This window comes from Streptomyces sp. NBC_00203 (assembly GCF_045206325.1).
In the GTDB taxonomy this organism is placed as follows: domain Bacteria; phylum Actinomycetota; class Actinomycetes; order Streptomycetales; family Streptomycetaceae; genus Streptomyces; species Streptomyces lutosisoli.
In genome coordinates, this window is sequence record NZ_CP108126.1 from 6,036,908 (window position 1) to 6,050,304 (window position 13,397).

The 13,397-nt window shown below is 69.3% G+C and carries 12 protein-coding genes; 4 read left to right on the forward strand and 8 right to left on the reverse strand.

Going from position 1 to position 13,397, the window contains the following annotated elements; all coding sequences use genetic code 11:
• Positions 1–57: 57 nt before the first annotated feature.
• Positions 58–3,327: an NACHT domain-containing protein gene (locus OG975_RS27030; RefSeq protein WP_406331972.1), complete on the reverse strand. Its 3,270-nt coding sequence runs from the start codon at positions 3,325–3,327 to the stop codon at positions 58–60.
• Entirely contained in the window at positions 3,324–3,695 is a 372-nt protein-coding gene (locus OG975_RS27035) for a trypco2 family protein (protein ID WP_406331973.1), read from the reverse strand. Before OG975_RS27035 ends, OG975_RS27030 begins: the two co-directional genes overlap by 4 nt.
• Before the next feature lie 552 nt (positions 3,696–4,247).
• On the opposite strand from OG975_RS27035, the gene OG975_RS27040 reads away from it, so the two are divergent.
• The gene (locus tag OG975_RS27040; protein ID WP_406331974.1) at positions 4,248–4,955 is read left to right on the forward strand and encodes a M23 family metallopeptidase; all 708 of its coding nucleotides are present in this window, start codon (positions 4,248–4,250) and stop codon (positions 4,953–4,955) included.
• A gap of 34 nt (positions 4,956–4,989) precedes the next feature.
• Here the strand turns inward: OG975_RS27040 and OG975_RS27045 are convergent, their stop codons facing one another.
• A complete protein-coding gene (locus tag OG975_RS27045; protein WP_406331975.1) occupies positions 4,990–5,586 on the reverse strand; it encodes a TetR/AcrR family transcriptional regulator in 597 nt (198 codons plus the stop codon).
• A 183-nt stretch (positions 5,587–5,769) separates the two neighbouring features.
• On the opposite strand from OG975_RS27045, the gene OG975_RS27050 reads away from it, so the two are divergent.
• The 3 genes from OG975_RS27050 to OG975_RS27060 all read left to right on the forward strand — a co-directional run bounded on the left by OG975_RS27050 (position 5,770) and on the right by OG975_RS27060 (position 8,707).
• Positions 5,770–7,395, forward strand: coding sequence for an MDR family MFS transporter (locus OG975_RS27050; RefSeq protein ID WP_406331977.1), 1,626 nt, complete (start codon positions 5,770–5,772; stop codon positions 7,393–7,395).
• A gap of 352 nt (positions 7,396–7,747) precedes the next feature.
• The gene (locus OG975_RS27055) at positions 7,748–8,173 is read left to right on the forward strand and encodes a helix-turn-helix transcriptional regulator (protein WP_406336480.1); all 426 of its coding nucleotides are present in this window, start codon (positions 7,748–7,750) and stop codon (positions 8,171–8,173) included.
• Positions 8,174–8,269: 96 nt separating this feature from the next.
• The gene (locus OG975_RS27060) at positions 8,270–8,707 is read left to right on the forward strand and encodes a VOC family protein (RefSeq protein WP_406331978.1); all 438 of its coding nucleotides are present in this window, start codon (positions 8,270–8,272) and stop codon (positions 8,705–8,707) included.
• 36 nt (positions 8,708–8,743) lie between these two features.
• Here OG975_RS27060 and cseC read toward each other — a convergent pair whose 3' ends face one another.
• The 5 genes from cseC to OG975_RS27085 form a co-directional block, all read right to left on the reverse strand.
• On the reverse strand, positions 8,744–10,177 hold the full coding sequence (gene cseC / locus OG975_RS27065; protein WP_406331980.1) for a two-component system sensor histidine kinase CseC: 1,434 nt from the start codon (positions 10,175–10,177) through the stop codon (positions 8,744–8,746).
• Positions 10,178–10,185: 8 nt separating this feature from the next.
• On the reverse strand, positions 10,186–10,893 hold the full coding sequence (gene cseB, locus OG975_RS27070; RefSeq protein WP_406331981.1) for a two-component system response regulator CseB: 708 nt from the start codon (positions 10,891–10,893) through the stop codon (positions 10,186–10,188).
• A 19-nt stretch (positions 10,894–10,912) separates the two neighbouring features.
• Positions 10,913–11,560: a hypothetical protein gene (locus OG975_RS27075; protein WP_406331982.1), complete on the reverse strand. Its 648-nt coding sequence runs from the start codon at positions 11,558–11,560 to the stop codon at positions 10,913–10,915.
• Positions 11,548–12,099: a SigE family RNA polymerase sigma factor gene (locus OG975_RS27080; RefSeq protein ID WP_327430645.1), complete on the reverse strand. Its 552-nt coding sequence runs from the start codon at positions 12,097–12,099 to the stop codon at positions 11,548–11,550. Before OG975_RS27080 ends, OG975_RS27075 begins: the two co-directional genes overlap by 13 nt.
• A 298-nt stretch (positions 12,100–12,397) precedes the next feature.
• Entirely contained in the window at positions 12,398–13,318 is a 921-nt protein-coding gene (locus OG975_RS27085) for an A/G-specific adenine glycosylase (protein WP_406331983.1), read from the reverse strand.
• Between the last annotated feature and the right edge of the window lie 79 nt (positions 13,319–13,397).

The following is a 13,397-nucleotide window of genomic DNA, read 5'->3' on the forward strand; positions in this document are numbered from 1 at the left end:
CGCTGAATAGAGGGGCTGCCCTGGGACTTCGGTCCTGGGGCAGCCCCTTTTTATGTGTCAGCGCTCCGCGCGGCCGTCCTTGATGCCGAAGCGTTTGCCTCCGATGACCCGGACAGAGCCGCCACCTGACAGGGTCAACTGGAGATCTGGCAGCGCGTGCAGTGGGCGTAGATCCAGGCTTTTGGCGCGGCCCCCCGGCTGAAGCCTGAGCGCAAGGTCGGAAAGCGCCGGGAAGGCCGAGGGCAGGACGGCCACATCACTCCAGTCGACGATCCCGGACAGCCGCAGAACCGTGACGCGAGGCAGTGGGCGCACGTCGCTCAGTTCGGAGAGGGAACGGACCAAAGTGTCGACGCGGGTGATCCGGTCCGTCGCACGTACGGAGTCCCAGAACCTGGTGGGGGACAGCGGGCAGGGCAGGATGAGGTCGGTCAGTGACTCCCATGCTTCCAGGCCCGTGGTGTCCAGCAGCCGTGGCATGGGGAGTTCGAGACGAGTGACGGTCGGGTGGGCGGGGATGGATGCCACAGCGGTGAGATGGGGGGCGTTGAGCGTCAGCCACCGGAGCCGGGGAATGGCTCGTACGTACTCCAGCGTGTCAGCGGGAAGGGGCTGGAGCTGGAGGCTGAGGGAGCTCAGAGAAGACATCCGAGCCAGGCGGGAGACGTCCGTGAGCGACGGGCAGGACGACAGGGTCAGCCGGCTCAGGAACTCTTCCTGAGTGTCCAGAAAGGCCAGGTCCTCCAGGACCGGCATTCTGCGCAGAGCCAGTGTCCTGACTTTCGGAAGCGGGGCTTCCTGGAGTTCCTTCGACGAGAAGGGCCCGGTGAGCGTGAGGTGGTGGGCGCCGGGCAGCAGCCGCAGCAGCGACAGTTGCTCCCTGGTGGTCACCGGCAGGGAATGGTCGCCCAAGTGGTCCACGTGTCCGAGGACTTCGAGGGCGTATTCCTCGGCGGGAAAGTTGTCCCACGCACTGACGAGCCGAGACATGGTCGGGGGCCACGCATCAGGGAGAGAGACGAGGCGGCTCGTGTAGGGAATGATCTCGGCGCCTCCGATTCTGGCGACGAGGTCTGCGACCCGGTACAGCTGCATGCGCGCCAGTCCGCCGGGTGCCGGAAGGAACGGCAGGACATAGGGCCCCAGCCGTGCCAGTTGGGAGGCCTGTGCCCCGGTGACGGAGGAGACGAGGCCGCCGATATGGTCACGGACACGGTCGCGTAGATCCTTCTCCAGCCACGCCGCGTGCTCCGAGCAGAGGGCGGACAGGACGAGGAGCTGGGTGCGCAGGGGCTCCGGAGTGTCCCTGGCCTCCGCTTTGGTGAGGAGTCCGGTCAGCAACTCGCTGATTTCTCGGCGGCAATGGCCCGACGCCAGCAGGATGACGTCGTGCCACAGTTCGTCGTCGGCATTGCGGACGAGTTCCTTCAGGGAGCCGCTTTCGACGAGTTCCTTCGCGGCGAGGAAATCCTGGAACGTGCGGTGGATGAACTGGTAGGAATCCTCGGCGCGTTCCTGGAGCAGGCCCGAGCGGTTGAGGAGGTGCGTCAGGACGTCCTCGGTCGTGCCTTGACCCCGTACGCGTTCCATGCCCGCCAGGGCGGCTTCGAGTTGGGGACGGGCCTGGGCGCGGGTGAATTCGGACTGGCCGCAGCGGACCAGCCAGACCGCGATGCGCTGGAGGATCTGGTGATGTTCCTCGACGGACATGGTGATGCCGTCGGGGGCGTCCACTCGGCGGCGCTTGTCGCGGTTGCCGAGGAGCATCTCCAGGGCCGACTGGTACAGCTTGAAGCGGGTTTCCGGAAGAAATCCCTGGAGGCGGCGGTGGAGTGCGCAGATCACCGCGCACAGGAGCGGAGTGCGGGCCAGGTCGCTGAGAGCGGGATTGTGGCGGAACTGCTGGGACAGGTCCCTTTCCAGTTCGCGCAGCAGATCGTGGTCGTCGTCGTCCAGGCGGGCGGCGCGATGCCAGGCCTTGATGAACGTCTGGATGTCGTCGTCGCGCATCGGCAGGAGCCGTAACTCCTCGAACTGCTCCGACTCGAGCCAGTCGGGCTCGACGGCGAGGGGACGTACGGTGGCGACGCAGCGCGTGCCCGGGTAACGCCGCAGCAGGGCGGACAGCCAGTGGTGTGCTTCCTCGCGGTCGGTCTGCGGGACCTCGTCCAGACCGTCGACGAGCAGGAGGGCGCGTCCCGCACGCAGGACCCGGCCCACCCAGCCTTCGGGCGGCTCGTCCATCCCCAGTTTCGCCGCGTGCGGGAGCTGGGACGGGGACGGGAAGTCCACCCGCTGGGCGCGCAGGGTCCGCAGCGGGACGACGAAGGGGACGAGGCCGTTGAGCCCGGCCAGACTGGGGCCGTGGGTGCCCGAGGCGGAGTGGGCTGCCAGCCACCATGCCAGCGTCGTCTTGCCGGCGCCCGCGTCACCGCGCAGCAGGACGCGGGGGCGGGTGGACAGGAGCGTGTCGACGCGCTGGGGGGTGCGGTCCGTCCGGGACGACCTCTGCCGCGTCGTCGTGGTGTCCAGGTTGCGCGCGTCGGCCTCCGAGATACGGGTCGCCGCCTCCAGGCTCAGATACGCGGTGTCCAGGTCCCATTCGGCTTCGCGGCGGCTGAGATCGTCCAGACCGAAGATCTTGGTCTTGCGATAGGCGGCGCCGACGGCCTGCGCGTACTCCGCCTCGTAGTGGCGGTCCAGCGGGTGGTGGTGGCTGATCGGTTCGCTGAGCGGCAGGTCGTACGGCATGTCCGTCAGGTCACTGATCAAGGTGCCCTCGGCGCGGAGGTGGCCGCGCCCGCGGGGGATGGCGCCGACGATGCCGAGCAGGACGTCGCCCGCGAACACGGGGGCGCCGGACAGGCCCGCCAACGGGGAGGGGCCGTCGGGGAGTTCGACGGCGGGCGGCTGGTCGAAGGCGAACGTGAGGACGGAGTGGGGGCGGGCCGCGGCCGGCAGGACCGTGCCCGCGTACTGGTCGGAGGCGAGGTGGCCTTCCGGGCCCCGGCGCTGGACGTCCGGGTAGCCGATGGTCTCGCAGTGCGGAAGCGGCTGGGTGGTGTCCAGGTGGCCGATGCGGACGTGGGAGGAGCAGGGGAGGTCGGCGTTCGTGAGCAGCAGGGCCGCGTCCAGGCCGGCGTCCTGCCATATGACCTGGGCGGTGATCGGCTCCGCGCGGCCGGGATGGGCGATCTCCGGTGCCGGGCCGGCGCCGATGACGTGGGCGCAGGTGAGGACGAGGCGGCTGTTGAGGGCGACTCCGCTGCCCTGTGCCTGACCCAGTACGACCACCGCGCGGTCGGCCGGACCGGCGGCCCGGGTCATCGCGCCGCGGGCGGGTTGGGTACCTGGCCGAAGGCCGAGGTGCTGCCCTGCCGCTCGTTGCCGACCTGCCACGGGGCGTTGGTCCGCGCGTCCCGCGGGGTGAGGGTGAAGGCGACGCGGTGTGTCCGGCCCGTCTCGCGCGAGGCGTCGGCGCCCGCCTCGACGACCCAGGCCTTGACCTTGCCGCCTCCCTTCACCTCCTTGCGCAGCTCAAGCGTGAATTCCATCTCGATGGCACCGACCTCGAACGACACGGGCTGACCCGATGCCCGTGTCGCGGCCTCGATGAGCTGGTCGCGGACCGAGGCGATGGCGTCGGAGAGTTCGATGCCGTCCAGGTCGGTTGCGCGCGGCGGAGTGGCGGTCATGATCCCCCGGTATCCCTCAAAATGCCGTTCAAGTAGCTGGATTTTACGGGGTGTTGAGGCGCCCGCGAACGGTGTTGAGACAGTCGGCCGGGGTGCGGTTCACGGGGCCGGGGGCTGGGCGGTGTGGAGTAGCCGCCGTCACATTCCCGGGGCCCTGGATCTTGCCGCCCGGTGACATGACGCACAGGCGATTTGTCCGTTACTAGGGCGAATAGTGGAAAGACAAGAACGGGCAAAAGGGACCTTTGGCCTGGAACCCCGAGGGCGGGTTTCGCGTCAGGGTGCGACCTGGGGGATGCGGAGTTTTTTGGTGGGGCGCGACGCCTCCAAGTGGGGCTAAACGTCATTTGCCGGGAGAAATCCGGAAGGCCCCCGTACGGGATGTCGGCGCTGTCAAGGATCGCCAAGTTGCGGGGTTAAGTACTACTAAAGGTCGTAGATGGGTGGTTTGGGGGTCTGTGGGGTCGCGGGTTACCAAGAGGGACCCCATCCGGTGGCCGGTTGTGCGCCGGGTGGTGTTTGTGTCCTTGTCCCCGGCTCCACGAGGTCCCCATGTCGAAGCGCGTCACGTCCCGTCACTCCCGCATGTCCCGTATCCGCACAGGGGCGGCCGTCCTGGCCGTCGGGCTGGGTGCCTCGGTCGTGCTGGGCGCCGGGGTCGCGGGCGCCGCCGAGACCAGCCTCGTCAGCACCGGAACCGTCACGGCGGCGAACGCCGTGCAGACGCAGGCCGCCGCCCAGGCCAAGGCCGCCGCCACGGCGAAGACCGCGGCCGCCGCCAAGGCCGCCGCCGCGAAGGAGGCCGTCGCGACCGCCGCGAAGGCCGCCGCCGCGAAGGCCGCCTCCTGGGTCGACCCGGTGAAGAAGTACACCCTGTCCGCCAGCTTCAACCAGGCCGGCAGCATGTGGCAGTCCACCCACTCCGGGCAGGACTTCGCCGTGCCCAGCGGCACCGAGGTCGTCGCCGCGCACGGCGGCACCGTCGTCAAGACCGGCGGCAACGGCGCCGGTGACGGTCCCGCGTACGGCAACGCCATCGTCATCAAGCACGGCAACGGGACCTACTCGCAGTACGCCCACCTGTCGCGCATCGACGTGAAGGTCGGCCAGATCGTCGCCACCGGCCAGCACATCGCGCTCTCCGGCAACACCGGCAACTCCAGCGGGCCGCACCTGCACTTCGAGATCCGTACGACCGCGAACTACGGGTCCGCCATCGACCCCGTCGCCTTCCTGCGCACCAAGGGCGTGACGGTCTAACCGCTCGGCTCGGCCCCGCCCCGCTCAGCCCCGCTCAGGGCGCGGTGGTGCCGCCGTTCGCCTGCGTCACCAAGTCGATCGCGACCTCCAGGACCGCCTTGCGCTTGTCCTCGGGGTCGCCTTCGACGTCCTTGAGGACGAACATCCCGGCGTGCATCGAGAAGAGCGCGCTGATGCAGCGGACCTGGTCCTTCAGATCGGCGTCCGGCTCCTTGAGCAGGTCGATCATCCGGATCATGCGGTCCTTGAAGTCCTCGCCGGTGCGCAGCTCGCGTACAGTCGCCTGGTTCTCCTGCATGAAGCGGAAGAGCGGGGCCGCGTCGGCGAGGGCCTCGCTGTAGCGGTGCAGGATCTCCTGCTTCGTCGCCAGCGTGCGCGGCTGCTGCCTGCCCCACTCGATCAGCTCGTCCATGGGCCTGGACAGGTCCTGGAAGAGGCTGATCAGGATGTCTTCCTTGGTCTTGAAGTGGTAGTAGAGCGCCGCCTTCGTGACGTCGAGGTGCTCGGCGATCTCGCGCAGCGAGGTCTTCTCGTAGCCCTGCTCGGAGAAGAGTTCGAGGGCCACGTCCTGGATGCGCTGGCGGGTGTCCCCGCGGCGCTGTCGCTTGGTGCCGTCCATGGTGCCGCCCATCCTCGTACTCCTTGCGCTCCCTGAAAACTTACCTGTCGCCCGGCTAGTGAAACTACTTAAACTTACTTGACGCCCGGCTAGTTGCGGGTCTACTTTCCCTGAGTGTAGTCAACTTGCCGGGCGGCAAGTAAGTAGCCGGACGGCGGCAGCTGTACCGGAGCGGTACCTAGGGGAGTGGGAACGATGGCGGACAGCACCGAAGCGGCCATACAAGCCGGAAAACAGGACGGAAACCCGGGCGGGCAACCAGAGGGGGAGCAGCCGCGCAGCGTACGGGTCGTGCTGCTCGCGCTCATGATCGCGATGCTGCTGGCGATGCTCGACAACATGATCGTGGGCACGGCGATGCCGACGATCGTCGGCGAACTGGGCGGCCTCGAACACCTGTCGTGGGTCGTCACCGGGTACACGCTCGCCACCGCCGCCTCCACCCCCATCTGGGGCAAGCTCGGCGACATGTACGGGCGCAAGGGCGCCTTCATGACCTCGATCGTGCTCTTCCTGATCGGCTCCGCGCTCAGCGGCATGGCCCAGGACATGGGCCAGCTCATCGGCTTCCGCGCCATCCAGGGCCTCGGCGCCGGTGGTCTGATGGTCGGCGTCATGGCGATCATCGGTGACCTCATTCCGCCCCGCGAGCGCGGCAAGTACCAGGGCATGATGGCCGGCGTGATGGCGTTCGCCATGATCCTCGGACCGCTGGTCGGCGGCACCATCACCGACCACTGGGGCTGGCGCTGGTCCTTCTACATCAACCTGCCGCTCGGCGTCGTCGCGCTGCTCGCCGTCAGTGCCGTACTGCACCTGCCGAAGAAGCGGAAGCAGGGCACGATCGACTACCTGGGTGCCGGTCTGCTGACCCTCGGCATCTCCTCCATCGTTCTGGTCACCACCTGGGGCGGCACCGAGTACGCCTGGGGCTCCGCCCGGATCATGGAGCTGATCGGGATCGGCGTCGCCTCGCTCGTGGGCTTCGTCTTCTGGCAGACCAAGGCCGCCGCGCCGATCATGCCGCTGCACATCTTCCGCAGCCGCAACTTCACGCTGATGTCGGTCATCGGCTTCATCACCGGCTTCGTGATGTTCGGCGCCGTACTCTTCCTGCCGCTCTACCAGCAGTCCGTGCAGGGCGCGTCCGCCACCAACTCCGGGCTGCTGCTCCTGCCGATGCTCGGCGCGATGCTCGCCGTCTCGATGGTCGCGGGCCGGGTCACCACCAACAGCGGTCGCTACAAGGTCTTTCCGCTCGTCGGCAGTGTGCTGATGATCGTGGGGCTGTTCCTGCTCGCGCAGATGGACACCGGGACGACGCGTGTGACATCCGGGCTGTACATGGCCGTACTCGGCGCCGGCATGGGCTGCCTGATGCAGATCACCATGCTGGTCGCGCAGAACAGCGTCGAGATGAAGGACATGGGCGTCGCGTCCTCGTCGACCACGCTCTTCCGGACCCTGGGCTCCTCCTTCGGTGTCGCCATCATGGGTGCGCTGTTCAACCACCGGGTGCAGGACGTCATGGCCGAGCGGGCCGGGGCGCTCGGGTCCAAGATCACCGAGCAGTCCGCGCAGCTCGACGCGGCGAGTCTGGCGAAGCTGCCGGCTCCGGCTCGGGAGGCCTACCAGTTCGCGGTGTCCTCCGGTACGCACTCCGCGTTCCTGCTGGGGTCTGTCGTGGCTGTGGTCGCGCTGGTCGCTGCGGTGTTCGTGAAGGAGGTTCCGCTGAAGGGGGCGGGGGCGCCTGCGGCTGAGGCCGGCGAGGGTGCGGGGCGGGACTCTGCGGCCACGGCGACCGTGGCTGAGACGGTCTGACCTCTCACCTCTGACCTCTGACCCACCTGGTCCGAAGGCCCCCGGCGTTGTCCGCCCCGGGGGCCTTCTCCTGTTGTACGGGGCTGGGGCGGGCCGAGGGTTTTCGCCCCCGCCGCCCCTACCCGTCCCATCCCTGGGGGCTGCGCCCCCAGACCCCCTAAAGATTGCGCCGTTCCCCGCGCCCCTGAAGAGTCGGCTGCGGGTGGGTGGGGGCTGGGCGCGCAGTTCCCCGCGCCCCTTAAAAGCACCCGGGACGGGCCGGCGGTTGTTTAGGGGCGCGGGGAACTGCGCGAGCAACCCCCACTCACCCGCAGCCGACACACAACCGTGGCAGCATCGAATCGTGGACAAGATGCGGCAGTTGCGGCTTGCCAAGGATGCGATGGATCGGGACTGGGCCGAGCCCGGGCTCGATATTGATGTGGTGGCGGCGCATGCCGGGTACTCGCGGTATCACTTCATACGGGCCTTCAAGGCGGCGTACGGCGAGACGCCCGGGCAGTATCTGACGCACCGTCGTATCGAGCGGGCGGAGGAGATGCTGCGCAGCGCGAATCTGTCGGTGACGGAGATCTGCAACCTGGTCGGGTTCAGCAGCCTCGGCACGTTCTCGGCGAGCTTCAAGACGTGGACAGGGCTGACACCGAGCGCGTACCGGGCCAAGCATGTGGGGCAGGGGGCCGCACTCATACCGGGGTGTTACGCGATGTTGTGGGCCGGGGGATTCAGGCACAGGTCCACAGCCGCCGAGGACCGCAACTCTGGAGAAGCACGCTGAGCGTTCCCGCGCCTACCGTGACGAACAGGAAGCGAGACCACGGCGAATCCACAGCGGAACCACAGCGAATCCCACCCCGCACAGGAGAGCAGAGCCATGATCAAGGGCCTGGGCATCACCACCGTCTGGACGTTCGACCAGGAGCGCACCAAAGCCTTCTTCACCGAGAAGCTCGACTTCGAGGTCCACGACGACCTGGCCATGGGCGACATGCGGTGGATCACCGTGGGCGCCAAGGACCAGCCGGATGTGGAGCTGGCGCTGATGAGCCTGGACGGGCCGGGGCTCGACCCCGAGTCCGCGGAGGCGCTCAAGAAGCTGGTCAGCAAGGGCGCGCTGGGCGCCGGCGCGTTCCGTACGGACAACTGCCGCGCGGACTACGAGACGTTCAAGGCGCGGGGCGTTGAGTTCCTCCAGGAACCGAAGGAGCGGCCGTACGGCGTCGAGGCGATCTTCCGCGACGACAACGGCAACTGGTACTCACTCACCGAGCGCAGCGAGGAACTCGACTTCTCGAAGGACTTCGACGGCTAGACCCGAGCTCCCGAAAGCGACTGACCCCGAAGGGGACTAAGGCAGCATCGGATAGCTTCCCGTGTTCGTCGGTGCGTGCTCCGGCAGCCACAGCACCGCCACCGCGCCCTCGGCGGGTACGCCGTCCGGTGCGCCCGCGGGCCGTACGTTGCGGAAGGTCAGCCGGGCGCCCATCACCCGGGCCTGGCCCGCGGCGATGGTGAGGCCCAGGCCGTGGCCGTGGCCCGCGCGGTCGGTGCTGCCGGTGCGGAAGCGGCTCGGGCCCTCGGCGAGCAGCGCCTCCGGGAAACCGGGACCGTGGTCGCGGACGCGGATGACGCGGCCCTCGACGGTGACCTCGATGGGCGGTTTGCCGTGCCGGGAGGCGTTCGCGAGGAGGTTGAACAGGACACGCTCCAGACGGCGCGGATCCGTCGTGACCTCCGACTCGTGCACCACCCGCACCTCGACGTCCGGGTCCTTGGCGGCCACCCGCCGCGACACGAACTCGCCGAGCAGGATGTCCTGCAACTCGGCCCGCTCGGACGCGCCGTCGAGCCGGGCGACCTCCAGGACGTCCTCGACGAGGGTGCGCATGGCCTGCGCCCGGTCCCGGACGAGTTCGGTGGGGCGGCCGGGCGGCAGCAGTTCCGCCGCCGTCAGCAACCCGGTCACCGGCGTACGCAGCTCGTGCGCGATGTCCGCCGTCACCCGGCGCTCGGCCTCGATGCGCTGCTGGAGCGCGTCCGCCATGGCGTCCACGGCACGTGCGAGGTCGTCGGTCTCGTCGCGTACGACACCGCCGATCGCGTCCCGTACCCGTACCTCGGTCTCGCCCTTGGCGACCTGGTTCGCGGCGGCGGCGGCCTTGCGCAGCCGGCGCGACAGCTGGCCGCCGATGAGCACGCCGAGCGCGCTGCCGCCGAAGACGACCGCGATGGAGCCGATGACGAGGGCCTGGTCGAGGTCCTTCATGACGTCGGCGTTGCGGTCCGTGAACCGCTCGTGCCAGGACAGCACCCGGCCGTCCCTGAGCGGCACGGCGGCCCAGATGTCGGGCACCCCGTTCGGACCGTCGGACACATAGGTGGCCCGCCGTCCCTCCGAGACCTTCGCCAACAGGTCGGCCGGGATGGCCGGGTCGTCGATCTTGGCCCCGAAGGGGGGCGGCCGGCCGGGCCCGTACATGCGCTCCGCGAGCTGGATGCGCTCGTCCGCCAGATCGCGCGAGTTGTCGAGCATCGAGACACGGGCCGCGTTGTGCACGACCAGGCTCAGCGCGACCGCCACGAGCGCGCCGACCAGCGCGATCGCGGCGCTGAGCTTCCACCTGATGCCCGTACGGATGCCCCCGGCTCCGAACGGGCCACCGGCCGCGCCGCCGCTGCCGCCCAGGCCCGGTCCCGTACCGCCGCCCGGTCCCGTACCGCGGCCCCGTCTCCTGCCGCCGCCCGGACTCATCGAACCCAGACGCTGAAATATCCCCCGCATACCCCTGCTCAGGCCTTCAACTTGTAGCCGAAGCCGCGGACCGTCTCGATCCGGTCCTGGCCGATCTTCGTACGCAGCCGCTGCACATGCACGTCGACGACGCGGGTGTCCCCGCCCCAGCCGTAGTCCCACACACGTTCGAGCAGCTTGTCGCGGCTCAGCACCGTACCCGGCGCGGAGGAGAACTCGAGGAGCAGCCGCATCTCGGTGGGCGTCAGCGCCACCGGCGTACCGCCCTTGAGGACCTCCATGCCCTCGGTGTCGATCTCCAGGTCGCCGAAGGCGAGCACGCCGCCGTCCATCGAGGCGGGGCCGTCGGCCGCAGCGCCCTGGCCGCCGTTCGCGTGCCCGAAGCGGCGCAGCACCGCACGGATGCGGGCGACCAGGACGGCACCGTCGAAGGGCTTGGTCACATAGTCGTCGGCGCCCGCCTCCAGGCCGAGCACGACGTCGATCGAGTCGGCGCGGGCCGACAGCATGATCACGGGGACGGTCGACTCGTCACGGATGCGGCGGCACAGGGAGACACCGTCGAGGCCGGGCACCATGACATCCAGCAGGGCGATGTCGGGGCGGTCCGCGCGGAACGCCTCCAGGCCGGACAGTCCGTCGGGCATGGCGGTGACCGCGAAGCCGTCGCGCTCCAGGGCGAGCTGCGTGGCCTCGCGGATGACGTCGTCGTCCTCGACGAACAGGACGTGGGTCTGCTCTGCCATGCGGCTGCTCCGTCTGCTCTCAGTTCGAGGGGGCGGGCGTGTCGGCGCCGCCCACCGCGTTGCTGTACTCGTTGTGGATCCGGGAGTCCTCGGTGAAACGGGTCGCGGACCAGCCGTAGGTGATCACTTCTTCGCTGGAGGGGTACGACACCGGGTCGCCCTTCTTGTACAGCTGCTGGGTGACCACCAGGTCGCCCCGGTCGATCTCGGCGTAGACCGGAGGCTCCTCGGCCTTGAAGACGTTCTGGTACCTGCCGTCCTGCTCGCGGTACACATACGAGCCGACGCCGACGGCATCGCCGCAGGTCATCACGTTGACCACGATGTCGTCCGCCGACCCCCCGGTCAGATCCCCGTACGACACGTCGACCGGGTACTCGTCGGCGACACACGGCTTCAGATCGTGCTTGACCGACGCGCTGACCTCCGGATCGTCCTTGACGAGCTGGACCGCGTCCACCCGCTGGGGTGTCCTGCTGGGCGAGGCGGAGGCGGTGGGCGTGGCGGCGCCCTTGGCCACCGCCTCACTGCCCGCCGGACCCTCGTCGCGGGCACCCGTACCGCCCGTGGCGCAGGCGGTCACGAAAAGGCTGAGGGCGGCGAGCGCGGCCGCTGCCGTACTCCCCGCCTTCAGGACCCCTCTGGCCCGAATTCCTAGGCCGCGCAACGCTCCCGCTCCTCACCCGGTTCGAGCGCGCGGGCGCCGCGCTCGTCGTAGTCCCGGCTCTCCAGCTCCTCGCGGAGCCGGGCCAGCGCCCGGTGCAGCGTGCTCTTGACCGTTCCGGCCGACATGCCAAGCGCGGCGGCCGTCTCCTCGGTGGACATCTGCTCCCAGTGTCGCAGCACCACGACGCTGCGCTGCTTGGGAGCGAGAACCTTCATGATGTCCATAAGGAGCGCCCGGTCCGCGTGCTGCTCGGTGGAATCGTCGACGGACGCGTCCGGCAGCTGCTCGGTCGGAACCTCCTCCAGCTTCCGGGCCCGCCACCACTCGGTACGCGTATTGATCATCACGCGGCGCAGGTAGGCGTCGGCCAGCCGCTTGTCCGCGATGCCGTCCCAGCGGCCGTACGTCCGTACGAGCGCGGTCTGCAGCAGGTCCTGGGCATCGACCGGGTCGGGGACCAGGCGGCGGGCACTGCGCAGCAGCGCGTCCTGCCGAGTGCGGACGTACTCCTCGAATTCGAGCACCTCGCCGTGCGCCATGATCAACCGCCTCCATCCCCGTTTCCGACCTGCCTGCTGCCGGTTGTCCGTTACCTCTGCGCCGCGTTGTCTGCGGTACGCAAATGAAGCTACGGAGGCGTTGTCACGGGGTTGTCCGAGACAGCCTGCGACGAGCACTCGGCTGTCCGTCGGTTGTGTAACGGATGTACGTTCGGGGTAAGGCGAGGGGCTGATGTGTCCAGTTAAACCCTGTTTTGCCTGGTCAGTTGTGTCACCTGCCGCGCCAACTGCTGTGTGACAGCTATGTCGGCGGCTGTGTCGGCGTCGATGCCAGGGGCTACGTCAGGGGTGATGTCAGCGGCAGGCGGTACAGGCCGCCCGGGAGCGGTTCGACGAGTCCGTCGGCGACGAGACCGTCGAGCGCGCGGGCACGCTGTACCGGTTCGTCCCATACGCGGTCCAGCGCCGCCTGCGGGACCGCGGTGACCGCTTCCCTGAGTACGGCGAGGAGCTTGCCGCGGACCTGGCGGTCCGTACCCGCGTACGTCTGTCCGCGCCGGGGCGGGCCCTCGTGCTCCGGCTTGCCCGCCAACCGCCACGCACACTGCCCGGCGATCGGGCAGCTGTGGCAGGTCTCGTTCTTCGCCGTGCAGACGAGCGCGCCGAGCTCCATCGAGGCGGCGGCCCAGCGGGAGGCCGTGCGCTCGCTCTCGGGGAGCAGGGCGCGGGCGAGCTTGCGCTCGGCGGCGGTGGTGGCGTTCGGCGGGTACCGCACCCCGGTGACGGCCCGGGCGAAGACGCGCCGCACATTCGTGTCGAGCACCGCGTGCCGCTGCCCGTACGCGAACGACGCGACCGCGGCCGCCGTGTACTCCCCGATGCCGGGCAGCGCGAGCAGCTGTGCGTGCTCCGACGGTACGTCGCCGCCGTGCCGTTCCGTTATGGCCACCGCGGCGCCGTGCAGGCGCAGGGCGCGCCGGGGGTAGCCGAGCCTTCCCCAGGCGCGGACGGCTTCGCCCGGGGCCTCCTTCGCCAGGTCGGCGGGGCGGGGCCAGCGGGTCAGCCAGTGCTCGTACACGGGTAGTACGCGGTTCACCGGGGTCTGCTGGAGCATGAACTCGCTGACCATCACTCCCCAGGGGCCGGCCTCTTCGTGGCGCCAGGGGAGGTCGCGGGCGTGTGCGTCGAACCAGGCGATGACGGGGGTGTGCAGGGTCTCGCCGGGGGTGGTTTGGGTGGACTCGGTGGGTGCAGTCATCGGGGTCGATCCTGCCACGTGGGGGGTGGGTTTTTCTTTCGCCCCCGCCGCCCCTACCCGTCCCATCCCGTTCCTGGGG